Source organism: Curtobacterium sp. NPDC090217 (genome assembly GCF_044746705.1).
Classification (GTDB): Bacteria; Actinomycetota; Actinomycetes; order Actinomycetales; family Microbacteriaceae; genus Curtobacterium.
The window spans coordinates 1,345-27,981 of the sequence record NZ_JBIVCR010000005.1 but is presented as its reverse complement, the minus strand read 5'-3'; the positions used below and the strand labels follow the sequence as shown (position 1 = coordinate 27,981).

The 26,637-nt window shown below is 71.0% G+C and carries 25 protein-coding genes; 19 read left to right on the top strand and 6 right to left on the bottom strand.

What is annotated here, in order from left to right; all coding sequences use genetic code 11:
• The first annotated feature begins 80 nt into the window (after positions 1–80).
• From ACIPJ2_RS16615 to ACIPJ2_RS16605, 3 genes are read left to right on the top strand one after another with little or no spacing between them, the layout of a single operon-like run.
• Positions 81–1,115: an LLM class flavin-dependent oxidoreductase gene (locus ACIPJ2_RS16615; RefSeq protein ID WP_402729744.1), complete on the top strand. Its 1,035-nt coding sequence runs from the start codon at positions 81–83 to the stop codon at positions 1,113–1,115.
• On the top strand, positions 1,115–2,419 hold the full coding sequence (locus ACIPJ2_RS16610) for an O-acetylhomoserine aminocarboxypropyltransferase/cysteine synthase family protein (RefSeq protein ID WP_402729743.1): 1,305 nt from the start codon (positions 1,115–1,117) through the stop codon (positions 2,417–2,419). The genes ACIPJ2_RS16615 and ACIPJ2_RS16610 overlap by 1 nt, the downstream gene beginning before the upstream one ends.
• Before the next feature lie 9 nt (positions 2,420–2,428).
• Complete coding sequence (locus ACIPJ2_RS16605) at positions 2,429–3,361, top strand: 4-(cytidine 5'-diphospho)-2-C-methyl-D-erythritol kinase (RefSeq protein ID WP_281265541.1); 933 nt, start codon at positions 2,429–2,431, stop codon at positions 3,359–3,361.
• Between the two features lie 37 nt (positions 3,362–3,398).
• Here ACIPJ2_RS16605 and ACIPJ2_RS16600 read toward each other — a convergent pair whose 3' ends face one another.
• On the bottom strand, positions 3,399–3,914 hold the full coding sequence (locus ACIPJ2_RS16600) for a GNAT family N-acetyltransferase (protein ID WP_402729742.1): 516 nt from the start codon (positions 3,912–3,914) through the stop codon (positions 3,399–3,401).
• A gap of 40 nt (positions 3,915–3,954) precedes the next feature.
• A complete protein-coding gene (locus ACIPJ2_RS16595; protein WP_402729741.1) occupies positions 3,955–5,616 on the bottom strand; it encodes a glycosyltransferase family 39 protein in 1,662 nt (553 codons plus the stop codon).
• 129 nt (positions 5,617–5,745) lie between these two features.
• Here ACIPJ2_RS16595 and ACIPJ2_RS16590 point away from each other — a divergent pair, with 129 nt between their 5' ends.
• The 6 genes from ACIPJ2_RS16590 (at position 5,746) to ACIPJ2_RS16565 (ending at position 10,988) form a co-directional block, all read left to right on the top strand.
• The gene (locus tag ACIPJ2_RS16590) at positions 5,746–6,153 is read left to right on the top strand and encodes a molybdopterin-binding protein (RefSeq protein WP_281265538.1); all 408 of its coding nucleotides are present in this window, start codon (positions 5,746–5,748) and stop codon (positions 6,151–6,153) included.
• Complete coding sequence (locus tag ACIPJ2_RS16585) at positions 6,140–7,177, top strand: ThiF family adenylyltransferase (RefSeq protein WP_402729740.1); 1,038 nt, start codon at positions 6,140–6,142, stop codon at positions 7,175–7,177. The genes ACIPJ2_RS16590 and ACIPJ2_RS16585 overlap by 14 nt, the downstream gene beginning before the upstream one ends.
• 63 nt (positions 7,178–7,240) lie before the next feature.
• On the top strand, positions 7,241–8,059 hold the full coding sequence (modA, locus tag ACIPJ2_RS16580; protein WP_402729739.1) for a molybdate ABC transporter substrate-binding protein: 819 nt from the start codon (positions 7,241–7,243) through the stop codon (positions 8,057–8,059).
• Positions 8,056–8,856, top strand: a complete 801-nt coding sequence (locus ACIPJ2_RS16575; RefSeq protein ID WP_281265535.1) for an ABC transporter permease — start codon at positions 8,056–8,058, stop codon at positions 8,854–8,856. Before modA ends, ACIPJ2_RS16575 begins: the two co-directional genes overlap by 4 nt.
• Positions 8,853–9,878, top strand: coding sequence for an ABC transporter ATP-binding protein (locus tag ACIPJ2_RS16570; protein ID WP_402729738.1), 1,026 nt, complete (start codon positions 8,853–8,855; stop codon positions 9,876–9,878). Before ACIPJ2_RS16575 ends, ACIPJ2_RS16570 begins: the two co-directional genes overlap by 4 nt.
• Positions 9,879–9,890: 12 nt before the next feature.
• Positions 9,891–10,988 carry a calcium:proton antiporter gene (locus ACIPJ2_RS16565; protein WP_402729737.1) on the top strand — a complete coding sequence of 366 codons (1,098 nt, stop codon included), beginning with the start codon at positions 9,891–9,893 and terminating at the stop codon, positions 10,986–10,988.
• 51 nt (positions 10,989–11,039) lie between these two features.
• Here the strand turns inward: ACIPJ2_RS16565 and ACIPJ2_RS16560 are convergent, their stop codons facing one another.
• Genes ACIPJ2_RS16560 through ACIPJ2_RS16550 form a run of 3 tightly spaced genes read right to left on the bottom strand, consistent with a single transcriptional unit; the run spans position 11,040 to position 13,802 of the window.
• Positions 11,040–11,279 carry a MoaD/ThiS family protein gene (locus tag ACIPJ2_RS16560; protein ID WP_402729736.1) on the bottom strand — a complete coding sequence of 80 codons (240 nt, stop codon included), beginning with the start codon at positions 11,277–11,279 and terminating at the stop codon, positions 11,040–11,042.
• 1 nt (position 11,280) lies between these two features.
• Complete coding sequence (gene moaA, locus ACIPJ2_RS16555) at positions 11,281–12,360, bottom strand: GTP 3',8-cyclase MoaA (RefSeq protein WP_402729735.1); 1,080 nt, start codon at positions 12,358–12,360, stop codon at positions 11,281–11,283.
• The gene (locus ACIPJ2_RS16550; protein WP_402729734.1) at positions 12,357–13,802 is read right to left on the bottom strand and encodes a glycosyltransferase 87 family protein; all 1,446 of its coding nucleotides are present in this window, start codon (positions 13,800–13,802) and stop codon (positions 12,357–12,359) included. The genes moaA and ACIPJ2_RS16550 overlap by 4 nt, the downstream gene beginning before the upstream one ends.
• Positions 13,803–13,859: 57 nt before the next feature.
• Between ACIPJ2_RS16550 and ACIPJ2_RS16545 the strand changes: the two genes are divergently transcribed.
• From ACIPJ2_RS16545 to pheA, 4 genes are all read left to right on the top strand, one after another.
• Complete coding sequence (locus ACIPJ2_RS16545; protein WP_402729733.1) at positions 13,860–15,185, top strand: molybdopterin-dependent oxidoreductase; 1,326 nt, start codon at positions 13,860–13,862, stop codon at positions 15,183–15,185.
• Positions 15,182–15,634: a hypothetical protein gene (locus ACIPJ2_RS16540; protein WP_402729732.1), complete on the top strand. Its 453-nt coding sequence runs from the start codon at positions 15,182–15,184 to the stop codon at positions 15,632–15,634. The genes ACIPJ2_RS16545 and ACIPJ2_RS16540 overlap by 4 nt, the downstream gene beginning before the upstream one ends.
• A 9-nt stretch (positions 15,635–15,643) precedes the next feature.
• On the top strand, positions 15,644–16,189 hold the full coding sequence (locus ACIPJ2_RS16535; protein WP_281265527.1) for a MarR family winged helix-turn-helix transcriptional regulator: 546 nt from the start codon (positions 15,644–15,646) through the stop codon (positions 16,187–16,189).
• 479 nt (positions 16,190–16,668) lie between these two features.
• The gene (pheA, locus tag ACIPJ2_RS16530) at positions 16,669–17,625 is read left to right on the top strand and encodes a prephenate dehydratase (RefSeq protein WP_281265526.1); all 957 of its coding nucleotides are present in this window, start codon (positions 16,669–16,671) and stop codon (positions 17,623–17,625) included.
• Here pheA and ACIPJ2_RS16525 read toward each other — a convergent pair.
• On the bottom strand, positions 17,622–18,695 hold the full coding sequence (locus ACIPJ2_RS16525; RefSeq protein ID WP_402729731.1) for a diacylglycerol/lipid kinase family protein: 1,074 nt from the start codon (positions 18,693–18,695) through the stop codon (positions 17,622–17,624). The genes pheA and ACIPJ2_RS16525 overlap by 4 nt on opposite strands.
• Before the next feature lie 199 nt (positions 18,696–18,894).
• On the opposite strand from ACIPJ2_RS16525, the gene serS reads away from it, so the two are divergent.
• From serS to ACIPJ2_RS16495, 6 genes are all read left to right on the top strand, one after another.
• Positions 18,895–20,163, top strand: a complete 1,269-nt coding sequence (gene serS / locus ACIPJ2_RS16520) for a serine--tRNA ligase (protein WP_402729730.1) — start codon at positions 18,895–18,897, stop codon at positions 20,161–20,163.
• Positions 20,160–21,002, top strand: a complete 843-nt coding sequence (locus ACIPJ2_RS16515; RefSeq protein ID WP_402729729.1) for an HAD family hydrolase — start codon at positions 20,160–20,162, stop codon at positions 21,000–21,002. The genes serS and ACIPJ2_RS16515 overlap by 4 nt, the downstream gene beginning before the upstream one ends.
• 239 nt (positions 21,003–21,241) lie before the next feature.
• Complete coding sequence (locus ACIPJ2_RS16510) at positions 21,242–22,000, top strand: DUF5819 family protein (RefSeq protein WP_402729728.1); 759 nt, start codon at positions 21,242–21,244, stop codon at positions 21,998–22,000.
• Between the two features lie 2 nt (positions 22,001–22,002).
• On the top strand, positions 22,003–23,352 hold the full coding sequence (locus tag ACIPJ2_RS16505; protein WP_402729727.1) for an HTTM domain-containing protein: 1,350 nt from the start codon (positions 22,003–22,005) through the stop codon (positions 23,350–23,352).
• A 2-nt stretch (positions 23,353–23,354) separates the two neighbouring features.
• On the top strand, positions 23,355–24,761 hold the full coding sequence (locus ACIPJ2_RS16500) for a phytoene desaturase family protein (RefSeq protein WP_402729726.1): 1,407 nt from the start codon (positions 23,355–23,357) through the stop codon (positions 24,759–24,761).
• A gap of 154 nt (positions 24,762–24,915) precedes the next feature.
• Positions 24,916–26,637 (top strand): hypothetical protein (locus ACIPJ2_RS16495; protein ID WP_402729725.1); only part of this gene is annotated, 1,722 nt, incomplete at its 3' end.

Sequence of the window (26,637 nt, the reverse complement as noted above, 5' to 3'; positions counted from 1 at the left end):
CGACCACCCACCGGACAGGAGGCCCGGCTCTGCACCGCCACCGAGCCTCCAGTCCGACCGTCCCCACCTGAGGAACCCCCGTGCGATTCGGATACTGGACCCCGCTCTTCGGCGGCTGGCTGCGCAACGTCGACGACGAGCAGATGCCGGTCACCTTCGACTACGTCAAGCGCCTGGCGCAGCGCGCCGAGCGCATCGGCTTCGACCTGACCCTGGTGCCGGAGCTCAACCTCAACGACATCAAGGGCGTCGCGGCACCCTCACTCGAGGCATGGGCGCTCGCCGCGGCCATCGCGGCGACGACCGAGCGCCTGGAGATCATGGCGGCGATGCGGCCCGGGTACCACCTGCCGGCCGTCACGGCGAAGCAGGCGGCGACGATCGACGACATCTCCGGCGGGCGCTTCACGTTCAACGTGGTGAGCGCCTGGTGGGCAGAGGAGGCGCGCCAGTACGGCGGTATCTTCTCGGAGCACGACGACCGCTACAAGCGCACGGCGGAGTTCGTCGAGATCATGAAGGGCCTGTGGCGCGAGACCCCGTACTCGTTCCACGGGGAGTACTACGACATCGAGAACGCCCACCTGGAACCGAAGCCGCGCATCACCCCGCGCATCTACGCGGGCGGCGAGAGCGAGGCGGGCAAGGCGAGCATCACGCACTACGCGGACGCCTACGTGACGCACGGCGGCACGGTCGAGGAGCTCCGGACGAAGATCGCGGAGATGCGTCGTCGTCGCGAGGACGCCGGGCTGCCGCCCTTCGAGGCGTTCGGCATGGCCGCGTACGCGATCGTCCGGGAGACCGAGGAAGAGGCGCAGGCCGAGCTGGCGCGGATCACCGACGTGCAGCACGGCAAGGCCTACGAGTCCTACCAGGACTTCATCTCGAAGTCGCAGCTCGAGCACGTGCCGTCGCTCGAGGACTACTCGGTGTCGAACCGTGGTCTGCGGCCGCAGTTCGTCGGGACCCCTGCGCAGGTGGCGGCACGCATCCGCGAGTACGAGGACGCCGGCGTCGACACGCTGCTGCTGCAGTTCTCGCCGCAGCTCGAGGAGATGGAGCGCTTCGGCGAGCAGGTCATCCCGCTGGTCCGCGCGTCGGTGTCTGCCTGATGGGGACGACGGAAGAGGGCTGGGCGTTCGAGACCCGGCAGATCCGCGCCGGCTTCAAGGCCGATCCCGGGTTCGGCGGGAACGTGCCGCCGATCGCGCAGAGCGCCGCGTTCGTGTACCCGTCGTCGGAGGAGGCAGCTGGGCGCTTCATGCTCGACGTCCCCGGCCACACGTACTCGCGCGTCAACAACCCGTCGGCGGCAGCGCTCGAACGACGGATCGCGGACCTCGAGGGCGGTGTCGGTGCCCTGGCAACCGCCTCGGGTCAGGCGGCGACCACCCTGGCGATCCTCGGGGTCGCCCGGGCGGGCGCGCACGTGGTCTCGAGTGCGTCGCTGTACGGCGCCACGTACACGCTGTTCGCCTCGACGCTCCGTGACCTCGGCATCGAGTTCACCTTCGTGCAGGACCCGACCGACCTCGACGAGTGGGCGGCGGCCGTCCGCCCGGAGACCCGCGCGTTCTTCGGCGAGTCGATCCCGAACCCGCGCGGCGACGTCCTCGACTTCGCGGGCGTGGCCGGTGTCGCGCACGACGCCGGTGTCCCGCTCATCGTCGACAACACGATCGCCACGTCCTACCTCGTCCGGCCGTTCGAGCACGGCGCGGACATCGTCGTGCACTCGGCGACGAAGTACCTCGCCGGACACGGCAGTGCGATCGCCGGGCTGCTGGTCGACGGCGGCACCTTCGACTGGGCGGCGCACGCCGACAAGTACCCGCAGCTGACGACGCTCGACTCCGGCTTCGCGGGGACCAACTTCGCCGAGCGGTTCGGGAACCGTGCGTTCATCATGCGCACCAGGACGAAGGTCGCCGCCGACCTCGGTCCCGCGATCGCTCCGTTCAACGCGTTCCTCGTGCTGCAGGGCATCCAGACCCTGTCGCTCCGGATGGACCGGCACGTGTCGAACGCGGCGACGGTGGCGACGTGGCTGGACGCGCACGACCAGGTGGACCGCGTGCACTACGCCGGGCTGCCCGACTCGCCGTGGCACCACCTGCAGCAGCGCTACGTCCCGGCAGGCCCGTCGGCGGTGATGGCGTTCGATCTCGCCGGGGGAGTCGACGCCGGTCGGCGCTTCGTCGGCGCCCTCGAGCTGTTCGACCACGTGTCGAACATCGGCGATGTCCGGTCGCTCGTCGTGCACCCCGCGTCGACGACCCACGTGCAGATGACGACCGAGCAGCGGGCGGCAGCGGGGGTCGGCGACGGGCTCATCCGGCTGTCGATCGGCCTGGAGCACCCGGACGACATCCTGGCCGACCTGGAGCGGGGTTTCAGCGCAGCGCGCGCGGGATAGGTTGGTCGTATGACCTCGCTGGCCGCACCGACCCGCGTGCGGACGCGCGCTCCCGGCAAGATCAACGTCTTCCTGTCCGTCGGCGCCCTGCAGGACGATGGCTACCACGATGTCGCGACGGCCTACCAGGCGGTGTCGCTGTTCGAGGACGTCGTCGCCGAACCCGCCGATGACTTCTCGGTGCGGTTCACCGGACCCATCGACACGTCGGCGGTGCCCGTGGACGACACGAACCTCGCGATCCGTGCTGCCCGGCTCGTGGCCGAGTCGGCGGGGTACCAGGGCGGCGTCCGGCTGACGATCGACAAGCAGGTCCCGGTCGCGGGCGGGATGGGCGGCGGGTCGGCGGACGCTGCCGCGACGCTCCTCGCCGTCGACACGCTCTGGGGCACCGCGCTCGGGCGTGACGAACTCCTGCGCCTCGCCGCCGAGCTGGGGGCCGACGTGCCGTTCGCCTTCGTGGGCGGGACCGCCGTGGGGACCGGCCGCGGGGACGAGCTCAGCCCGGCGCTGGCGAAGGGCGAGTTCCACTGGGTCCTCGGGCTGAGCGACGACGGGCTCTCCACGCCGGCCGTGTACCGTGCGCTCGACGAGCACCGCGAGCGCTACCGGGCCGACATCGCGCCGGCCCCGTCGAACCCCGTGGTCGAGGCGAACGTGCTGCAGGCGCTGCGCGCGGGGGACCCCGACCTGCTCGCGGACTGCCTGCACAACGATCTGCAGGCACCGGCGATGCGACTGCAGCCCGCGCTCGCGAAGACCCTGGAGCTCGGTGAGAAGTCGGGTGCGCTCGCCGGGATCGTCTCCGGCAGCGGGCCGACGGTGGCGTTCCTCGTCGCGGACACCGACACCGCGCTCGAGGTCCAGGTCGCCCTGAGCGCCATCGGCATGATCGCGGTCCGCGCCACCGGCCCGGTGCACGGCGCACGCGTCGTGCACTGAGCCCAGGACCGGGACCGACGGTCCGGCGGTTCGGCGGTCAGTCGGACAGCCGCTGGAACAGGACGTGGTCCTGCCACTCGCCGGCGATCCGGAGGTACCTCGGCGCGTAGCCGTAGCGCTCGAAGCCGTTCTTCTCGAGGACCCGCTGCGACCGTGCGTTGTGCGGCAGCGTCCCCGCCTCGACCCGGTGCAGCCCGAGCTGGTCGAAGGCACGGCGGATCGCGAGCCCCACGGCGGCGGTGGCGGCCCCGTGTCCGGCGGACGCTTCGGCGACCCAGTACCCGAGCGTCCCCGACATGAACGCGCCGAGGACGATCGAGTTGATGTTCAGGCGCCCCACGACGACGCCGTCGGTGGTGATGACCAGCGGCAGCATCTGCCCCCGCTCGCGGCGTCGGACGCACGCGAGGATCTCGGCGCGCTGCCCGTCGGCGGTGAAGAACGTGTCAGGGCGCACCGGGTCCCACGGGGCGAGGTACGCGCGGTTCTCGACGAGGAGCTCGGCGAGCCGTTCGGCGTCGGACGGTTCGATCGGTCGGACGTCGTGGCGCATCCCGGCAGCATCCCACACCGGGCAGCCGGCGGGGCTCGTGTCAGGAGGCGCGAACGTACTCGGTCATGATCACGGTGCCGGTCTTCCAGTGCTCGCGGGCGGCGAACCCGTGCTCGGCGAGGACGGACGCCGCCTCGGGCTCGATGTTCCGCGAGGTCCCGCCGACGAACCACACGGTGTCGATGTCGTCGAGCCGCGCCGGGACCGTCGTGGCGAGGTCGCCGGTCTGGTTCCACAGGACGCCGGACTCCGCGCCGTTCTTCCGGACGCCGAGGTCGGTCATGCCGGTGAACGCCCACGGGTAGGACACCCGGATGATGTCCGACGTGGCCCCCGGGTGCTTGTACACACTGCCGAAGATGACGCCTTCGTCGGCGTCCGGTCGGGTGTCCCGGACCGACGCGATGATCGACGCGGCCTTCGCCCACGTCGAGTCCTGCTTGGACGTCGGTGTCTTGACGTCGTACGCGGACGGGATCGACAGGACGAGGAGTGCCGCGACCGCCCCTGCGAGCCACACCCGCGGGCGGATCGCGGTCAGCGCCAGGGCGATCAGGACGGCGACGAACGGCAGGCTCAGGCTCGCGTACTTCGGGGAGTACAGGTGCTCACCGAGCGCGGTCGCGCCCACCAGCACGATGGTCGGGACGAGCGCCAGGGGGAGTGCCACCCGCACGGTCTGTGCTCGGAACAGGTCACGGACGGCAGGAGATGTCCGGCGTGCCCGCACCAGCGCGGTGACGACGCCGACGGCCATCAGCGCCCAGGCGACCGTCGCGTAGACGTTGTCGCCACCGAACCACGCGGTGGCGAAGACCTGGGCGTCGGTCCGCGAGGTGATGCCGGCGATCCAGGCGACCTGCTTCGACTGCGACGCGACCTCGATCACCAGGGGCGACACCACGACGGCCGCGGCCACCCCGGCGATCACCCAGCGGACGAGTGCGCGCCGTGTGACCAGCGGTGCGGCCACCGTGCCACCGCGGTCCGAGAGTGCGGATCGACGGAGGGCGGACCTGCGGGCCACGAGGGTCCAGAGCAGGACGACCGCGTGCGCGACGACCGCGAGCGCGAGGTAGACGTTGAGCGTCACGGCGACGACGGCGAGCGCGCCGTACGCGATCCACCACTGGACGGGGTGCCGTCCGTTCGCCCGGGTCCGTCGCACCGCCGTGAGCCCGACGAGCGTCAGACAGACCGAGAGCGCGGTGACGGTCGCGTAGGGTCGGCCTTCGCTGCCGGCCCACTGCACGCGGGGGAGTGCGATGAACACCAGACCCGCGACGATCCCGAGTCGTCTGCCACCGAGCCGGCGGCCGAGGGCGACGACGAGTCCGGCGGCGACACCGATGGCGAGGGCGCTCGGGAAGCGGAGGGTGAACGGCGTGTACCCGACGAGCCAGAACCACACGTGCATGAGCGCGTAGTAGAGCCCGTGCACGGCGTCGACGGAGTGCAGTTCGGCCCAGAGCTGCGGCCAGGAGCGCTGGGCACTGGTGACGGTCGCGGCTTCGTCGTACCAGAGCGACGGGACCCAGGCGAAGGCCGCCGAGACCAGCGCACCGATCGCACCGACGGACAGCTCCGGCGTCCGGACGACCGACAGGCCGAGCGCTCCGGCGGCGCCGCGCAGCCGCGAACGGACCACGGGTGCGTCGATCGGACGGGGCACCCGGATGCTGCCGGTGCGGGGGGAACTCACGCGCTCGACGGTAGCGACGGCCCCTGGGCGGGCCCCTGGGGAATCGGCGTGCCTGGCTGTGAATGTCACATTCGGATTCGGAGCCCTCACAGGAACCGACGGGTCGTGGGGACGGGTTAGGGTCTGGGCATGAGCCGCTTGCGCATCAAGGACGCCGCCCGTTACCTCGGTGTGAGCGACGACACGGTGCGGCGGCTCGTCGACAACGGGACCTTCTCGCGACTCGCCGACGACGCCGGTCGCGCAGTGGTCGACGGGCGCGAGCTCGCGACGCACGCCAAGGCCCACGGGGCGTCGCTCCCCGATCCGGCGGCACCGGTGCGGAGCTCGGCGCGCAACCGTTTCGTCGGCATCGTGACGGACCTCGTCGTCGACACCGTCATGGCCCAGGTCGAGCTGCAGTGCGGTCCGCACCGGGTCGTCTCGCTGATGAGCGCAGAGGCCGTCCGCGATCTGGGGCTCGAGATCGGGTCGGTCGCCGTCGCCTCGGTGAAGGCGACGATGGTCACCGTGGAGACACCGGATGCCGACGACTGACCAGCACGAGCACCTGACCCCGGGCCGCCGTCGCCTCGGGTCCCGTACCGCAGCGCTCGACGCCGGCGGTGATCCCGTCCTCGAACGACTGGCGTCCGCCCGTGTGCTCGTCGTGGGTGCCGGTGGACTCGGTGCCCCGGTCGTGGCGTACCTGGCGGGGAGCGGCATCGCCCGGCTGACGATCGTCGATCCTGACGTCGTCGACGCGTCGAACCTCGCCAGGCAGACGCTCTTCGGCACCGCGGACATCGGGGTGCCGAAGGCCGAGGTCGCTGCTGCTCGTGTCCGTTCCGTCGACCCCGAGTGCCGGGTCGACGCCGTCGTCGGGTCCTTCCACGCGGACCTCGTCGCCGGGCACGACGTCGTGGTCGACGCCGCGGACTCGGTCGTCGTCACGCGTGCGGTCTCGGACGCGTGCGCACGGCACGGCGTCCCGTTCGTGTGGGGAACGGTGCTCGGCTACGACGGCCAGGTCTCCGTGTTCGACGACCGCGTGGTGGACTTCCACGACCTGCACCCAGAGGTGCGACCGGACGAGGGCTCGTGCGCACTCGACGGGGTCCTGCCGGCGCTCTGCGGTGCGGTGGGCTCGGTGATGGCAGCACAGGTGACCGCGCTCGTCGCCGGGCTCGGGGAACCGCTGCTCGGTCGGGTGCTGAGCGTCGACGCCCGGCGGTGGCGATGGACCGAGAGTCCGCTCCGGCGAGGCCCTGGGTCGCGACGACCGGACGCTCCCGAGGCCGCATCCGGGAACCGCATCTCGCCGTCGGCCCTCGCTGCACGCGTCGCGGACGCCGCCGATCCCGTGGTGGTCGTCGACGTCCGAACCCCGGCCGAGCGCGCCGGTGGCATCATCGCCGGGGCGGTCCCGCCGGAGGATCTGCCGGACGACGGCGGCCCGGTGGTCGTCGTGTGCGCCCGGGGCCCGCGCGCCGTCGCCTGGGCAGCGAGCGCCGATCGGTCGACGACGATCCTCGACGGTGGCATGCAGGCGTGGGTCCGCGAGGGACTTCCCACTGTGTGACCGCATCTGCGGATAGGCTGGCTCGGTCGATCCGCGGATGCGGTCACTGAGGTGGGAGACTGAATGCGTACCAAGACCATCGCCGCCGCCGTCACGGCCGCTGTCGTCGCCCTCGTCCTGGCGGGGTGCAGCACGGGCAGCGCCGGCACCGGCACCGGCACCGCCACCGGCACCGCGAAGGACAGCAGCAGTGCGAGCGCCGGCCCGACCGGCACGATCACGGTGTTCGCTGCCGCTTCGCTGCAGAAGACGTTCACCGAGCTGGGATCGGACTACGAGGACGCGCACCCCGGCACGACGGTGAAGTTCTCGTTCGCCGGCTCGAGCGACCTCGTCACGCAGATCCAGAACGGTGCGCCGGCCGACGTGTTCGCGAGCGCCGACGAGGCGAACATGACGAAGCTCACCAAGGCCGACCTGATCAGCGGCACGACCCCGGCGTTCGCCACCAACGTGCTGCAGATCGCCGTCGCCCCGGGGAACCCGAAGAAGATCACGAACCTCGACGACCTCACCGCCTCCGGTCTGCAGATCGTCACGTGCGCGGCCCCGGTGCCGTGCGGCGCGGCGACCAAGCAGGTCGAGCAGGCTGCCGGCGTCACCCTGCACCCGGTCAGCGAGGAACAGTCCGTCACGGACGTCCTCGGCAAGGTCGAGTCGGGACAGGCCGACGCCGGGCTCGTCTACGTCACGGACGTCAAGGGCGCGGGCGACAAGGTGGACGGGGTGTCGTTCGACGAGTCGAAGAGCGCCGTGAACACGTACCCGATCGGCGTCGTGCGGGGTTCGTCGAACGTCGCGCTCGCGAAGTCGTTCAGCGCGTACGTCCGCTCGGCCGAGGGCGAGAAGGTGCTCACGACGGCGGGCTTCGGCGCACCGTGACGAGCAGGTCGGGCACGGCGGCACCGTGGTGGTTGCCGGTCCCGGCCGTGCTCGGGGGACTGTTCGTCGTCGTCCCGGTGCTCGCGATGGTCGGCCGGGTGGACTGGACGTCCTTCGTCGCGCTCGTCACCGCACCGTCGTCCCTCACCGCACTGGGGTTGAGCCTCGGCACGGCCGCGGCCGCGACCGGCATCGCGTTCGTCCTCGGGCTCCCGCTCGCCGTCGTCTTCTCCCGCGTCCGCTCCCGCTGGGTCGGTGTCGCGCGCGCCGTCGTGCTCCTGCCCCTCGTCCTGCCACCCGTCGTCGGCGGACTCGCCCTCCTCGCGGCGTTCGGCCGGATCGGGCCCGTCGGTGGCTTCCTCGCCGACCACGGCGTCCGCATCGCGTTCACCACGGCGGCGGTCGTGATGGCACAGACGTTCGTCGCGATGCCGTTCCTCGTGTCGGCGATCGAGGGCTCGCTCCGGATCGGCGGCGACCGGCTGGAGCGCATCGCGTCCACGCTCGGTGCCGGTCCGACGCGGGTGCTGTTCACCGTGACGATCCCGCGTGCCCTGCCCGGCATCGCGTCCGGCCTGGTGCTCTGCTTCGCCAGGGCCCTCGGTGAGTTCGGTGCGACGCTGACCTTCGCCGGCAGCCTGGAGGGCGTCACCCGCACCCTGCCGCTGGAGATCTACCTGCAGCGTGAGGTCGACCCGGACACGGCCGTCGCGCTGGCGCTCGTGCTCGTCGTGGTCGCCGTCGTCGTGATCGGGCTGACCTCGATCCGCACCGGAGCCCGGGCGGCCTGGTCGTGAGCGGGCTCCGCGCGCACGTGGTCCTGCGGGACCGCGACGTCGACGTGGTCGTCGAGGTGGGACCGGACGAGTGCGTCGCCGTCATCGGGCCGAACGGCGCCGGCAAGTCGTCGATCGTCGAGGCCGTCGCCGGCCTGCTCGCACTCGACGCCGGATCGATCGACATCGACGGCAGCACGGTCGACGGCGGCCGTCGACCCGCGCCACCGCACCGACGGCGGGTCGGTCTGGTCGCGCAGCGCTCCGACCTGTTCCCGAACCTGTCGGTGGCGGGCAACGTCGGCTACGGTCCGCGGTCCACCGGAAGGCGCGGACGGGAGGCACGGGTCGCCGCCGACAGGGCCCTGGCACTCGTCGACGCGGTCGGGTTGGCCGACCGCGACCCCGCGACCCTGTCCGGCGGGCAGGCGCAGCGCGTCGCGATCGCCCGGGCGCTCGCCGCAGACCCCGCCGTGCTCCTGCTCGACGAGCCCACCTCCGCGCTCGACGTCGAGGCGCGGGGCAGCGTGCGTGCGGCCCTGGCGACCGCGATCGCCGGGCGCCCCAGCCTGCTCGTCACGCACGACCCCATCGAGGTCGTCACGCTCGCGACCCGGGTGCTCGTCGTCGACCGTGGTCGGGTCGTCGAGTCCGGCACGACCGCCGAGGTCCTCGGGCGTCCGACGAGCGACTTCGGTGCCGCGTTCTCCGGACTGGTGCTGCTCGCCGGGACCGCCACCGCTGGTGGGATCGCGCTCGACGGCGGCGGCGAGCTGACGGGGCGGACGCGGGTCGAGCCTCCAGGTCGCCGGTGTCTGGCGGCCTACCACCCGACGGCCGCGGTCGTCGGCCCTGACGGCTCCGGTCTGCTGCGGACCGTCACGGCGCTCGAGCCGCGGGACGGACTCGTGCGCATCCGTGCGCAGGAGCTGGTCGCGGACGTGACCGTGGCGGCCGCCAGCAGGCTTGGGCTCGCGGTCGGTGACGACGTCCGGATCGCGGTGCCGGTCGGCGAAGTGGACGTGTACGAACCGCGACGGTGACAGGATTGCCCGGTGACGAGGATCCTCCGGGCGTGGCCCATCGCAGTGCCCGTGATCGCCGCGATCGTGCTCGTGGTCTCCTTCGGCCGGCACGACCTCGGGACGGCGGTCGTCGTCCTCGTCGCGGTCGTCCTCGCCGGCACGGTGCTCGCGGCCGTGCACCACGCGGAGGTTGTGGCGCACCGCGTCGGCGAACCGTTCGGGTCGCTCGTGCTCGCCGTCGCCGTGACGATCATCGAGGTCGCCCTCATCATCGCGCTCTCCAGCTCCGGCGGAGCCAAGGCCGAGACACTGGCACGGGACACGGTCTTCTCCGCGGTGATGATCACGATGAACGGGCTCGTCGGGCTCGCGATCCTGATCGGCACCCTGCGGCACAACACCGTGCGGTTCAACCAGGAGGGCGCCTCCGCCGCGACCATGACCGTCGCCGCGCTGGCGGTGCTGACGCTGGTGCTGCCGACGTTCACCACCGGCACCTCCGACTCGTCGTTCACCGCGGTCCAGCTGGTGTTCGTGGCGGTGGCGTCCCTCGCGCTCTACGGGTTGTTCGTCGTCACCCAGACCGTGGCGCACCGCGACTTCTTCCTGCCGGTGAACCGGTCCGGCGGGGTCCTCGAGGAATCCGAGGACACCCACGCCGACCGTCCAGCCGGACGCGCGACGCTGATCTCGCTCGGGCTGCTGCTCCTGGCGCTCGTGACCGTGGTCGGCCTGGCGAAGGTGGAGTCGCCCGCGATCGAGGCCGGTGTCGCCGCGGTCGGGTTCCCGCCGTCGTTCGTCGGTGTCGTGATCGCGCTGCTCATCCTGCTGCCGGAGGGCATCGCGGCGTCGAAGGCCGCTGCACGCAACCGGATCCAGACGAGCCTGAACCTGGCGATGGGATCGGCGATGGCGTCGATCGGGTTGACGATCCCGGCGATCGCGATCGCCTCGTTCTTCACCGACGGGGTGCTGCTGCTCGGCCTCGGGTCGGCGCAGATCGTGCTGCTCGCGCTGACCATCGTCGCCGCGGTGCTCACGGTGCTGCCCGGACGAGCGACGCGGCTGCAGGGCGGGGTCCACCTGCTGATCTTCGCCGCGTTCATCGTCCTGTCGGTCAGCCCGTAGCGCGCTGCCCTGCCCAGCGGGTCAGCCGTCGGCGGGTCAGCCGTCGGCGGGTCAGCCGCCGGCGAAGGGCGGCATCACGTCGACCAGTGCGACACCGGTGAGCGGGGTCGACCGGTCGCGGGTGCTCACGCCGTCGACCAGGTACGAGCACCGCTCCTGCAGGGCCGTCCAGCGCTCGGGGTCGTCGGCCCGCACGGAGCGCAGGGCGTCGTCGAGCGTGTGGGCGTCCGTCGTGGTCTCGTCGAGGCCGACGGCAGCGCGCGCCGCGGCGAAGAACCGGATCGTCGTCACCTCAGCCGCCGATCGCGCTCATGCCACGGGACGGGTGCACCATGCCGTCGGCGTCGTCCCCGTGGTCCCGCGGCTTCGCCCACATCGCCCGCCGCCACAGGTCGAGCACGTCGGTGTCCGACGCGCCCGCGCGCATCGGGCCGAGGAGGTCGGACTCGTCGTCGGAGAACAGGCAGCTGCGGACGTGGCCCTCGGCGGTCAGCCGGGTGCGGGTGCAGTCGGCGCAGAACGACTCGGTGACGCTCGCGATGACGCCGACGGTGCCGAGTTCGTCGCCCGTGGACCGTGCGGCGACCCGGAACCGTTCGGCTGGGGCGCCGTCCCGCGGGGCGTCGTGCGGCGTCAGCACGAAGCGGTCGCCGAGCAGCGCACGGGTCTCGGCCGCGGTGACCATGTCGTCGCCGTCCCAGGCGTGTCCGGGGTCGAGCGGCATCTGCTCGATGAAGCGGAGCTCGTGGCCGCGGTCCAGGCACCAGGCGAGCAGGTCGGGTGCGAGGTGGTCGTTCACGCCGCGGAGCAGGACGGCGTTGATCTTCACGCCGAGTCCGGCGTCGTCCGCGGCGGCGATCCCGTCGAGGACACGGTCGAGGAACGGTCGACGGGTGACCTCCGCGAACACGTCGGGGTCGACGGTGTCCAACGAGACGTTGATCCGGTCGAGTCCGGCGGCCCGCAGATCGGCGGCGCGTGCGGCGAGCCCGATCGCGTTGGTCGTCAGCGAGACCTCCACCCCGAGCGCAGCGGTCCGGGCGATCACGTCCGCCAGGTCACGGCGGAGCAGCGGTTCGCCGCCCGTGAAGCGGACCTTGCGGATGCCGAGGTGCGCTGCGCCCAGACGAACGAGCCGTTCGATCTCCTCGGCGGTCATCAGCGATTCGTTCGGGATGACCGGCAGTCCCTGCTCCGGCATGCAGTACGTGCACCGGAGGTTGCACCGCTCGGTGAGGGACACACGGAGGTCGACCGCCCGTCGGCCGAACCGGTCGAGCAGGCCGTCGTCGTCCGGCCGGTGGGGGATCGGCGCGGACGGCTGCCGGACGCGACGGAGCAGTCCCGTCGACGGGAGCATGCGAGCCGTCATGGCAGCGATGATACGGCGGGTCGTCGGTCGCGCACCGGGAGCAGGCGCCGGTCGCGCCCTGGGAGGAGCCGGTCGCGCCAGCGGATCCAGTCCGACCGGTCCGTCCGGATGACCGTCACCACCACGATGACCAGGATCGCCGCGCCGAGCCACCAGCGGTACGCGTCCACCGACGGCCACACACCACGCAGGGCGATCGCGAGCGCGATGGACATCCACTCCCACCGCCCCGAGAGCACCACGAACGGGATCAGGAGCAGCGCGTACCAGGGGTACCGCGGCGTCACCGCGAGGAAGGTCACGCCGATCATCAGGACCTCGCCGGACCACGGTCGGCTCGGGTCCGAGAGGCGCCACGCGAGCACCGCTGCGACGAGGACGACGAGCGCGACGATCACCGTGCCGAGGTCGCCCTTCGCGACGAGCGACACGAGGGCGAAGCGGGAGCCGTCCTCGTACCCCTCCTCGGTCAGGTAGCCGGGCAGGTACCCGAGCACCTTCGCTCCGGTCGACGCGACGTAGGGGACGTAGAGCAACCCGAACACGGCGATGCCGACGGGTACCGCCCACCAGTTCCGCCACCGGCCGAGCAGCGCCGGGTAGACGATCGCCGGGATGAGCTTCGTGCACGTCGCGGCGCCGAGCATGATCCCGCCCCAGATCGGCCGGCCGAACGCGACCAGTACGGCGCCGGCGGTCGCGAGGGCCGCGCCGACGACGTCGACGTGGGAGTTCGTGACGGCCTCGGACGCCACGAGCGGGCACCACGCCCAGAGCGCCGCCCACCAGGTCGGACGGCCGATGCGGCGCAGGACGACGAGCAGTCCGACGGTGACGCCGAGCGAGACGAGCAGTCCGGCGAGCTGGAACGGCCAGTACTGCACGGTGGCCGGTACGAAGAAGCGCACGAGCGCGAACCACAGCTCGGCCATCGGCGGGTAGATCGTCGGTACGTCGGGGCGGTTGATCGCCGTGCAGTGTCCGGCCGCCCCGTCCCCGAGCCCGCGGTACCGCGGCTGCAGCGGCTCGCACGTGCCGTTCACCTTGTCCGGGAACAACCAGTCCGGACGGAGGCCGGACAGCGCGGTCGACTGCGGCGTGTGCGCGTACGGCGAGACCCCGGCGTGCTGGACGATGCCGTCCCAGGCGTAGCGAGCAGAGTCGGTGCTGGTGTTCGGCTGACCCACCATGGCGGCGAGCCCCACGACCACGGCGCCGCCGAGGACGATGATGGTGACCAGACGTGCCGGGACGAACCGGAGCCCGACGACCGCAACGACGAACACCGCCCAAGCGATCAGGGTCCACGCAACGAATGGTTGTCGATGACCGGACCGGAGGAACCCCAGATGCGTGACCCCGAAGGCGATGACGCCCGCCAGGGCCAGCACGCCGATGACGGCGAGCACGGTCGGGAGCAGGGTGCCGGGACGCAGACGCATGGTCCGTCGAGGCTACCGACGTTCGTCCGGCAGGGCCTCCACGATGCCCGGGCCGCCATGGCCTCCCCGAACCGGAACGCGCGATCCGCGGTCGTCATCGGACGGCTGCTCGGCATCGCGTTCCTGATCTGCTTCGGGACCGGTGTCTACAGCCACCTGCTGCAGGACCCGCTGCCCGGGATGCGCTTCCCGACCAGGCCCGTGCAGCTCTACCAGTTCACGCAGGGGCTCCACATCACGGCGGGGATCGCGATCATCCCCCTGCTCCTCGCGAAGCTCAACACCGTGATGCCCGCGTTGGCGCAGGACCCGCCGGTGCGGAACGTCCTGCACTTCCTCGAGCGTGCGTCGATCGCGGTGTTCGTCGCGGCGTCGATCGTGCAGGTCGCGACCGGGCTCGTGAACACGTTCCAGTGGTACCCGTGGCCGTTCCCGTTCCGGCAGGTGCACTACGCGCTGGCGTACGTCATCATCGGGTCGCTCGTGATCCACATCGGCGCGAAGCTCCGGGTGATCAGCCGCTACTGGCGGAAGCGGGACTCCTACGACGCGGACGGCCGCTTCGTGCACGACGACACCGTCGGCAGCGAGCTGCCCGGCTACGACGCCACCGGGACGTACCCGCGGGGGATCACCGGCCGCGTGATGCGGTGGGCCGACGGGGCGGAGTCGAGCCGAGCCTCCCGTCCGGAACCGACCGAACCGACCGAACCGACCGAACGGACCGAACCGACCGAACGGACCGAACAGGCCGGACGGCCGGAACGGGCCGCCGGTCGACGCGAGCGGATCGCCCGTCGCGGCTTCTTCGCGGGCATCGCGGCCGCGACCGCCGGCGTCGTGGTGCTCACCGCCGGCCAGTCCTCGAAGCTCGCCGAGCCGTTCAACGTCTTCGCGCCCCGCAAGCGGCACATCGGCCCGAACGGCCTCCCGGTGAACCGGACCGCGCGGGCAGCTGGCGTCCTGGCGACCGCGACCGCAGCGGACTGGTCGCTCACGGTGGCCGGTCCAGCGGTGACGAGGATGTTCTCCCGCGCCGAGCTCGTGGCGCTCGGGACCACCGAGGCGGCGCTGCCGATCTCGTGCGTCGAGGGATGGAGTCAGATGGCGACCTGGAAGGGAGTCCGGATGCGCGACCTGCTCCGAGCGGTGCAGGCCGACCCGTCCTCGCACGTGCGGGTGACCAGCCTGGAGCGCCACGGCGGCTACCGGATCATGGACATGGGGCCGGAGTACGCGTCCGACCCGACGACCCTCGTGGCGCTCGAGCTGAACGGCGCGACGCTCGACCTCGACCACGGGTTCCCCGCTCGGATCATCGCGCCCGGGCGGCCCGGCGTGCTGCAGACGAAGTGGATCGCGAAGATCGAGGTGCTCTCGTGAAGGCCGCGCGGATCGTGCTCGTCGTCGTCGGGGTCCTCGTGATCGCGTTCGGCGCGTACGTCATGGTCACCACCGTCCGTCCGAACCGCATCGGGGGCCTCGCGACCTGGCTCATCGGCGCGGTGATCCTGCACGACGCGATCCTGTCGCCGTTCGTGGTCCTCGTCGGTCTCGGACTCCGCCGGGCCGGTCGTGCGCTCCGCCTGTGGGTCCTCGTGGTGGTGCAGGCGGCCGTCGTGCTCGGGAGCGTGCTGGCGCTGGTCGTCCTGCCGGAGATCGCCGCGAAGCACCACGGTGCGAAGAACCCCACGGTGGTGCCGTTCGACTACACCACGCGGTTGCTCGTCGTCGAGGGTTCGCTGCTCCTCGTGGTCGTCGCCGTGCTGGTCGTGGGGTGGCTGACAGCGCGACGGAACTCCAGGGTGGTTGAAACGACAACCATTTCGTAGGATGGGGGCATGACCGACGAGACCCCCTGGCTGACGCGCGAGCAGCTGCGTGCCTGGATGAAGCTCGTCGCGGTGATGGAACTCCTGCCGGCAGCGCTCGACCAGCAGCTCCAGCGGGACGCCGACCTGACCCACTTCGACTACATGGTCATCGCCATGCTGTCCGAGACCGACACCCGCACCCTCCGGATGTCCGCGCTCGCATCGGCGACGAACGCGTCGCTCCCGCGGCTGTCGCACGTGGTGTCCCGGCTCGAGAAGCGCGGACTCGTCGCGCGCTGCCCGTCCACCGACGACCGCCGCGCGACCGACGTGCGACTCACGGACGCCGGGTACGCCACGATCGTGGAGGCAGCGCCCGACCACGTCCGCACCGCCCGTCGCTTCGTGATCGACGCGCTGACCGACGAGCAGGTCGCCCAGCTCGACGGCATCGCGAAGTCGCTGCTCACCACGCTCGACCCCGAGGGGCGCTTCGCGGCGCTGACCTACCCCCGGGACGACGACGACGCGGCCATCTGCGAGGCGCGGCTGACCGGTACTGCGGCCGACTGACGCGGGCCTCGCCGCCGGGCGTCGCCGTGTCTGCGCACTCGCCGCGGGGCGGGCGGGAGGCCCGGTGCGGGGCCGCCGCGCGCCTCCCGCCGGGCGGTGCGCGCGTGTGCCTGGCGCCGAGTGCGCAGTATTGGTGGCCGGCAGCCGCCGGGCGTCGCCGTGTCTGCGCACTCGTTACGGGGCGGGCGGGAGGCCCGGTGCCAGCCCGCCCCGCGCCTCCCGTCCGGCGGTGCGCGCGTGTGCCCGGCGCCGAGTGCGCGGAAGCGGTGGCCGGCAGCCGCCGGGCGTCGCCACGTCTGCGCACCCGTTACGGGCGGGCGGGAGGCCCGGTGCCAGCCCGCCCCGCGCCTCCCGCCCGGTGCCAGCCCGCCGCGTGCCTCCCGTCCGGCGGCGCCCGCCGCGGCGACTGCGCAGCAGTGGCGACCGGGCGCCGCGTCACGGGCCGTGGCGGCGCGGACGGGTGCAATAGGCTCGGCGGCATGAGCCAGCCCGACGCAGCGTCCGACACGTACAGCTACCTCGGACCCGCCGGCACCTTCACCGAGGCGGCGCTCAAGCTCGTCGACGCGGCTGCCGGCAAGCCCTGGCGGAGCGTCAACAACGTCGGAGAAGCGCTCGACGACGTGATGTCCGGCCGCTCCGTCGGTGCCGTCATCGCGATCGAGAACAGCGTCGACGGCGGCGTCAGCGCCACACAGGACGCCCTCGCCCGGATCCCCGGCGTGCGGATCGTGGGCGAGTACCTCGTCCCCGTCGACTTCGTGCTCGTCGCCCGGCACGGCACCGCGCTCGCCGACGTCCGCACCGTGAACGCGCACCCCGTCGCCTACGCCCAGACCCACCGCTGGCTCGAGACCAACGTCCCCGGACACGGCCACATCCCGGCCTCGTCGAACGTCGCCGCCGCCGTCGCCCTGCTCGACGAGCACCCCACGGCCGACGCAGCCGTCGCCCCGCCGGGCATCACCGACCACCACGACCTCGCCGTGCTCGCGAGCTCGATCGGCGACAACGCCAGCGCCGTCACCCGCTTCGTGCTCGTCTCGAAGACGCTGAGCATCCCGGAGCGCACCGGTTCGGACAAGACGAGCGTCATCGTCGAACTGCCCGCAGACCACCCGGGTGCCCTCGTCGACATGCTCGAGCAGTTCGCCACGAGGGGCATCAACATGGGGTTGCTGTCCTCGCGGCCGATCGGGGACGAGCTCGGCCGCTACCGGTTCGTCATCGACCTCGACGGGCACGTCGAGGACGAGCGAGTCGCCGATGCCCTGCTCGGCCTGCGTCGGTTCAGCCCGCGCGTGACGTTCCTCGGGTCCTACCCGCGCGCGGATCGGCTGGAGTCCGAGGTGCCGCTGCGCTACTCGGACGAGGCATTCGTCGAGGCACGGGACTGGCTCCGCGCGATCGTCTCCGGCGAGCCCGACCCGCGCTAGGAGCGCTTGCGCGCGGCGCGGCCGGTCGGCTCCGCGGGCTCCGGCACGCGGACACGGAGCGCCCCCGGGTCGATCCGCGCCCGGAACGCCGAGATCTCGCCGACGGGGTCGCCGTCGATCTCGAACTCGTCCGGCTTCTCGAGCCGCAGCACGAACTCCTCACCACGCAGGTAGCGCAGCGGCCGTTCCTGCTTGGCGCGGGTGATGATCCGACGCCCGACGAACGTGTTGCCGAGCGTCGAGCGGCGAAACCACCGGAGGATCGCGTTCTCCCAGAAGATCCGCGCGCCGATCCGCACCCAGCCGAAGAACCCCCGGGGACGCATCACCACGATGTCGAAGACCCCGTCGTCGATCTCGGCCTCCGGCAGGAGCATCGCGTTGGCCTGGAGCATCCCGCAGTTGCCGACGATGACCGAGTGTCCGCGGACGGACTTCGTCGTGGACTCGTCGAGCCGGTACCGGAAGTCGAACCCGTCGATGTCGCGCACGGACCGGAACAGCGAGTCGACGTAGGCGAGCCACCCGACGCGCTTCTTGAGCCCGGGGCGGGTGTTCGCGAGCATCCGGGCATCGAGCCCGAGCCCCGCCATCACCAGGAAGCCGTACTGCTCGCGGGTGCCGTCCGGGCGCTCGAGTCCGAGGATCCCGAAGTCGATCGGCCGGTCGGTCCCGTGGAAGATCGCGTGGGTGCTGGCGTCCAGGTCGTCGAGGGGCAGCTTCATGTTGCGGGCGAGCAGGTTGCCCGTACCGCTCGGCAGCAGCGCGAGGGAAGCATCCGAGCCGTGCACGACCTCGCCCACCGCACGCACGGTCCCGTCCCCGCCGGCAGCCGCGATCACGTCGGCGCCGGCATCGAGGGCTTCACGGGCCATCCCTCCGCCCGGGTCCTCCTCCGTGGTCTCGAACCACAGCGTGGTGTTCCAGCCGGCTTCCTGTTCGTACTTGGCCACCGTCTCCTTCAGGGTCGGGAGGTGCACCTTGACCGGGTTGTAGACCACGGCCGCAGTGCGGTGCTCGGTGGCGAGGGCGTCCGACTGCGCGGGCGCGGTCTCCGAGGGCGATGACATGGCTCAACGGTACCGGCGGGGCCTGCGTGTCGCGCCACGCGCTCTGGTCGCGACCACAACCGGACGGGAGGCTCGTGGCGCGGCCGCCACGAGCCTCCCGTTCATCCGTGCCTGGCTAGGATGAACGCCGGAATGGACGCTGCATTGACCCCCGGCTGCGCGCACCGGAGTCGCAATCGTGTCTGGCTAGGATGAACCGGTGATTGACCCCCAGCTGCTGCGCGACGATCCCGATGTCATCAAAGCCTCACAGGCTGCGCGCGGCGCCTCCGTCGACGTCGTCGACGAAGCGGTCGCCGCTGACGCCGCCAGGCGGAGCGCGATCTCGTCGTTCGAGGCCCTGCGTGCCGAGCAGAACGCGTTCGGCAAGACCGTCGCCAAGGCGCCGAAGGACGAGAAGGCCGCGCTCGTGCAGCAGGCCCAGGCGCTCGCCGCCGGCGTGAAGGAGGCACAGGCCGCCGTCACGGCCGCCGAGGAGACCTTCAACCGCGTCGTCCGGTCGATCCCGAACGTCGTGCTGCCCGGCGTGCCCGCCGGTGGCGAGGACGACTTCGTCACGATCAAGACCGTCGGCACCAAGCCGGAGTTCGACTTCGAGCCGAAGGACCACGCGGACCTCGGCGAGCTCCTCGACATCATCGACATCCCCCGCGGCGTCAAGGTGTCCGGCTCGCGCTTCTACTTCCTCAAGGGCCTCGGCGCCCGGCTCGAGATCGCGCTGATGTCACTCGGGCTCGACCGAGCGATCCAGCACGGGTTCACCCCGCTCATCACGCCGACGCTCGTGCGTCCCGAGACCATGGCCGGCACCGGGTTCCTCGGCGAGCACGCTGCGGAGGTCTACCGGCTCGAGGCCGATGACCTGTACCTGACCGGCACCAGCGAGGTCGCCCTCGCCGGGTACCACGCGGACGAGATCCTCGCGTTCGACGCCGAGGACCCGGCCCTCCGCTACGCCGGCTGGTCGACCTGCTACCGGCGCGAGGCCGGCTCGGCGGGCAAGGACAACCGCGGCATCCTCCGGGTCCACCAGTTCAACAAGCTCGAGATGTTCTCCTACGTCCACCCGGACCAGGCGGACGCCGAGCACGCGAAGTTGATGGCGTACCAGGAGTCGATGCTGCAGGACCTCGGGCTGCACTACCGCGTGATCGAGACCGCAGCCGGTGACCTCGGCACGTCGGCCGCGCGGAAGTACGACCTCGAAGCGTGGGTCCCGACGCAGGGCACCTTCCGCGAGCTCACCTCGACCTCGAACTGCACCTCGTTCCAGGCCCGTCGCCTCGACATCCGCTACCGCACCGACTCGGGCAAGACCGCGCCGGTCGCCACGCTCAACGGCACCCTCGCGACCACCCGCTGGCTCGTCGCGATCCTCGAGTCCCACCAGCAGGCCGACGGCTCGGTCGTGATCCCGGAGGTCCTCCGTCCGTACCTCGGCGGCGTCGAGGTGATCGAACCCCGATGAACGACGCCCACGGCACGGCCGCGACCCGCGTGAAGCGCTGGCTCGTCGCCCTCGACATCGACGGCACCGTGATGCGCGAGGACGGTGTCGTGACGTCCACCACCGTCGAGGCGATCAAGTCCGCCGCCGCTGCCGGGCACGAGGTCATGCTCTCCACCGGTCGCAGCGAGGGCATGACCGTTCCCGTGCTGCAGACGCTCGGCATCGAACCGGAGTACCTCGTGTGCGCGAACGGCGCGGTGACCCTTCGTCGCTCGGACGCCCCGCACGCGATCAACGGCTACGTGCGGGTGCACGTCGAGACCTTCGACCCGACCGACGTCCTGCAGACGATCCGCGGTGCCCTGTCGAACGCGGCGTACGGCGTCGAGTCACCCGACGGGCACTACCTGCTCTCGGGGGAGTTCCCGGACGACGCCATGACGAAGCACGGGTCCCACGTCGACTTCTCGCAGCTGCTCGGCGTGCGGGCCACCCGTGTCGTGGTCATCTCCCCGGAGCACGGGCTCGAGGAGTTCCTGGCGATCGTCGACCGGATGGGGCTGCACAAGGTCTCGTACAACGTCGGGTGGACGGCGTGGCTCGACATCGCACCAGAAGGCGTGACGAAGGCGACGGCGATGGAGCGCGTGCGTGAGTGGTTCGACATCCCACGCTCCCGGGTCTTCGCCGCAGGGGACGGCCGCAACGACATCGACATGCTGCGGTGGGCCTCCACCTCCGGCCGCGGCGTCGCCATGGGACAGGCCCCGGAGGACGTGGTCGACGCTGCGAGCGAGATCACCGGCGGCGTGACGGACGACGGGCTCGCCGCGGCCCTGGACACACTGCCCCGCTGATACCCCCGCCCGTCGCCTGAGCGACCACGAACAACGCCGAAGGGCACCGCATCTGCGGTGCCCTTCGGCGTTGCTGCGTCACCACGCCGCATCTCGGATGATATGTGAATGTTGCATGTTCACCGTCGTATTGATATATTTCAATACGAGAGTCTTCGGGCCGTGTCACGGCGCCACCTCTCGAACCCCGAATCGATCAGAGAGGTCCCATGTCGTCCCCGTCGCCCAAATCCCATCTCATGCGCCGCCGCCCGGTCGTGCGTGTCGTGCTCGTCGTCGTGTCGCTCATCGCGGCGTGGCACATCTTCGCCCAGCTGCTCTGGATCGCCCCGTACTCGGCGTCCATGCGCTCGCTCGTCCCCGGCAACTTCCTGACCAGCTGGCAGATCCCGTTCTTCGGGCAGAGCTGGTCCGTCTTCGCCCCTGACCCCATCAACGGCAACTACCACTTCTACGTCCGCGCGGTCGAGAACGTCGACGGCAAGCAGCAGAACAGCGAGTGGATCGACGCCGCCGAGGACGAGCTCAAGCTCTCTCGCCACAACCTCCTCCCGCCGCGTGCCGCCGGCCTCGCCAACGAGCAGGCCAGCAAGTACCGCGACGCATACAGCAAGCTCAACGAGAAGCAGCAGGAAGTCGTCCAGGCGAACTACTACACCGGTGCCGACTGGAAGTCCCGCTTCGAGACCGCGCTCTACAAGGCGTCGGGCGACGACGCGACGGCCAGGGCGAACGCCGGATCGTTCATCACCCAGCACGCCTACACGAGCGCCTACGCCACCCAGGTCGCCAAGACGATGTGGGGTGAGGACGTCACGACGATCCGCTTCGCCATCTCCCGCCAGAACGCGGTGCCCTTCGACCAGCGGAACAACCCCGACGCGAAGCCAGAACCCGAGCAGTGGTCCCCGACGGGCTGGCGCGGCACCTTCATCATGCCCGGCCAGTCCCACAAGGACTTCGCCGACACCTTCAAGAAGCTCGCAGAGGAGAAGTGACCATGGGCAACATCATCACCGCCGAGGCCGCTCGCCTCGGCCGCATGCTCAAGGACCTCGCGTGCGCGGGCCGCGCCGGAGCCGTCACCCTCGCCAGGCGCGGCGCCACCTTCTCCGAGGACTGGCTCCTCGGCAAGAAGCGCGCACTGTACGGCCTCGCCGTCTTCCGCATCCTGATCGGCGTGATGGGGATGGGCATCCTCGCCGCCAATTGGTCGACCCGCCTCTACGCGTACGGCGCCGGCTCCGCGTGGACCGGTCAGCACCTCTACCCGGGCAGCGACTTCGAGAAGATCTGGCTGTTCAAGTGGTTCAACTTCGTCGGCCCGGACAACGTCGGCTTCACGCTGAGCTACATCGGCCTGTTCGTCATCGCCTTCCTGGTGGCGATCGGGTGGCGCACGAAGTTCGTCCTGCCGGTGTACCTGGTCTTCTACGTGTCGTTCATCGAGATGAACGACCTGCTCAGTGACCAGAGCGACAACCTCCTGCGCATGGTCATGATCTACATGCTCTTCGCGGACACCTCGGCCCGGCTCTCGCTCGATGCTCGCCGCCACGCGAAGTCGCACGACGCCCTGCGCCGCTTCGACCGCCGCAGCCGCATGGTCCGTCCGTACACCGCGATGTTCCACAACCTGGCGATCGTCGTCACCACCATGCACGTCGGCTTCGTCTACATGTCCGGCGCGCTCTACAAGGCACAGGGCGGAACCTGGGGTGCAGGCACCGCGGTCTACGGCCCGCTCATGGTCGACCGGTTCTCCACCTGGCCGGAGATCGCGAAGATCATCACCACCTGGGGTCCGATGGTCGCCGCGTTCTCGTGGGGCACGATCATCCTGCAGATGATGTTCCTGCCGATGCTGCTGAACCGCATCACCCGCATCATCGTCCTGATCGGCATCATGTCGTTCCACGTCGGCATCGGCGTCCTGATGGGTCTGCCGTTCTTCTCCATGGCGATGATCGCCGTCGACGCGATCTTCGTCCGCGACCACACCTGGCGCGCCATGGGCCGCGGCCTCAAGCGAGCCTGGGCCAACGCGGCGCGACGCTCGCCCGGGGTCACCCTGGCGGAGCGGCGGACGACGGCGGACGCCGTCGCAGCCACCCCGGTGGACGACGCGTGGTCCGGTGCGGCTCCCGTCTCGCCGGTGGTCGCGGCTGACGACCTGGAGGCCGGGGTCGCCCCCGTCGCGACCGCGACGGACGTCGACGTGGTCACCACGGCCCCCGACCCGGCCACCCTGTGGACGCGACGCCCTGCCGAGAGCGCGAGCCGTGCCTCCAGTCCGGACGACGCGGAAGCGGACGCGACCGACCGTCGCGACGACTCCGTGGTGGTCTGAGCGTGCGGGCCGTCGTCGTCGGCAGCGGGCCCAACGGGCTCGCCGGCGCGATCCGGCTGGCGCAGGCCGGCGCGAGCGTCACCGTGCTCGAGTCGCACTGGCGGGTCGGGGGAGCGGTCGGTTCTGCGGAGCTGACCGCCCCCGGCCTGGTCCACGACCTCGGAGCGTCGTTCATGCCGCTCGCCGCTGCCTCGCCGTTCCTCCGTTCCCTCGAGCTCGAGCGGCACGGCGTGCACTGGGACGAGGCGCCTGCCGCGCTCGCCCACCCGCTCGACGACGGCAGCGCCGGCCTGCTGTACCGCGACATCGCGACAACGGCCGAGGGCATGGGCGTCGACGGGTCCACCTGGCGCAACCTCTTCGAGCCCTTCGCCGAGCGGTTCGACGACCTGACCGCCGATGCCCTGCAGCCTCTGGCGCGCATGCCGCGGCACGCGGCGCTGATGGCGCGGTTCGGGGCACTGGCCGCGCAGCCTGCGCTGCGGCTCGCCGGCTCCTTCCGTGAAGAACGGCACCGCGCGCTGTTCGCCGGCATCGCCGCGCACGCGTTCGGACGGCTCGACACGACGTTCTCCTCCGCCATCGGTGTGATGCTCGCATCCGCCGGGCACGCGGTCGGCTGGCCGGTCGTCCGGGGCGGTGCGCAGGTGCTGGCCGACGCCCTGGTCGCGGAGCTCGAGTCGCTCGGCGGGCACGTCGAGACCGGCCGCACCGTCACCGACATCCGCGAGCTCGAGGACGCCGACGTCGTGCTCCTCGACGTCGCACCGAGCGCTGCCGTCGAGATCCTGCACCACCGGATCCCCGAGCGCTCGCGCCGGGCGTTCACCGAGTACGCGCACGGTCCCGCCGCCTACAAGGTGGACTTCGCGATCGACGGCGACATCCCGTGGACCGCAGCCGAGTGCCAGGAAGCCGGCGTCGTGCACCTCGGTGGCAGCGCGGACGAGGTCGCTGCTGCGGAGACCCAGGTCGTCGGTGGCAAGTCCTCGCGGGCGCCGTTCACCCTGGTCGGCCAGCAGTGGAAAGCCGATCCGACGAGGTCGGCGGGCGGACTCAACCCCGTCTGGGCGTACGCCCACGTGCCGTACGGGTCGACCGTCGCCGCCGAGAACCGGATCACCAGCCAGATCGAGCGGTTCGCGCCCGGGTTCCGGGAGCGCATCGTGTCCACCCGCGTGACCAGTGCGATGGGTCTGGCGGCGGCGAACTCGAACTTCGTCGGCGGGGACATCAACACCGGGGCGAACACCTTCCGGCAGCTGATCGCCCGGCCGACGTTCGGGCCGAACCCCTACCGGACGGGCGTTCCCGGTGTGTACCTGTGCTCTGCTGCCACCCCGCCGGGGCCTGGGGTGCACGGCATGAGCGGTGTCAACGCGGCGAACCGGGCACTCAACGCCGCATGAACGACTTCCGGCCCGGGTGCCATCGCCCGGGCCGGGCTCGACCGGAGCATCCCCCATGTGCGCCGGCCGGGGACCCCTGCGCGTGATGAGCGTGTGCAGGGATCAACCAGGAGCTGTCGGAAACGGCAGCCCACTACAGAAAGAAACCAATCACATGAGCAAGCACAAGCGCTCTGCCACACGCAAGATCGTCGCAGCGTCGACGATCGGTGCGCTCGCGGCATCCGGCGCCGCGTTCGGCATCGTTTCGTCGGCCAATGCCGACCCGATGGCGACTCTGGTGGAGAAGTACTACACGGTCACTTCGGCTAACGAGATGACTGGCCCTTTGATTCTTCAGACCAAGGACAAGACTGGCTTCTACCGTCTCATGGCGAGCGGCAAGTCTGATGAGGCGAATTATCCACGGGCGCAACGGTTCTCGTCCTTCGACAAGGCGGCGAGTGCTCCTGGCCCAGAATTCACGATGCCGCGACCAGGAAAGACGGCCCTCATCTCGAGGCCCGGCCAGCCGTCCACCTGCATGCGCGCGCAGATCAAGTTTACACAAGCTTACCCTGGAGTGTGGATGAAGTGGTGGAGCGAGACCGACTTCACCACAGGCCGATGCCAAGCTCCGAGTGATGCGGGCCCTATAAACTTCGGTAGGCAGTGGATGCTCGACCCGAACTCGATGAAGTTCGAAGCGGTAGGCGTATCCGACAACTATCCGTCCAAGATGACGAAGACCTATCTCGCTGTTCGTAACGAACAGGTTGAAAGCACGTCAACGTACGTTGTGCCTGACGGTCTTGTCGTCACGCCGCCCAGGGAAAGCAATGCGAATGCGGCGGCGTCGGCTGCCGCTTCGGCGCGGGCTGATGGGGATAACAATCCGGCGGCGGTTGCTGCGGCGCAGGCGGCGGCGAATGATGATGCGACGTCGGTTGCTGATGCGGCGGCGGACATCACGGGGAACTCGGCGGCGAAGGCCGCGGGTAATCAGGTGACGACGGCTGCGGCGGATGCGGCGCAGAACGTCGGGGCGAACCCGAACGCGGCTGGCGCCGTGGCGGCGCAGGGCGCTGCCAACAACGACAACAGTTCGAAGACGAATGCTGCTGGGTCGGTTGCGGCGAATGCGTCGCCGAACTCGGCGTCGAAGGGTGCTGCGATCGGGACGTCGTCGACGAACGCGTCGGCGGAGGCGAACGGGAACCGGAACGCGTCGGCGTCGGCGTCGGCGTCGGCGGATGCTGATGGGAACAACAACCCGGCTGCGGTTGCTGCTGCGCAGGTGGCGGCGAATGCTGATGGGACGTCGGCGGCGTCGGCTGCTGCGGACATCTCGGCGAAGGCTGCTGCTCAGATCGCCGGCAACCAGTTGACGACGGCGTCGTCGAACGTGACGCAGAACGCGGACACGGATCCGGGGAGCTCGTCGAAGGCTGCGGCGCAGGCGGCGGCGAAGGCGGACAACTCGACGAAGGCGAACGGTGCTGGGTCCATCGTTGGGACGGCGAACCCGGCGGCTGCGTCGCAGGGTGCGTCGATCGCATCGTCGTCCTCGGATGCGTCGTCCGAGGCTGCTGGTGATGTCGACGGTAGCCAGGACGGCACGCCGGAGGGTACGAACGAGGGCACCCCGGAAGGCACCGACGACGGCACTCCGGAGGGTACGGACGACGGCACCCCGACTGGTGACCCGGTCGGTGACCCGCAGGGCACGCCGACTGGTGACCCGGTCGGCGACCCGCAGGGCACCCCGACCGGTGACCCGGTCGGCGACCCGCAGGGTGTGCCGCAGGGCACCCCGACCGGTGACCCGGTCGGCGACCCGCAGGGTGTGCCGCAGGGCACCCCGACCGGTGACCCGGTCGGCGACCCGCAGGGTGTG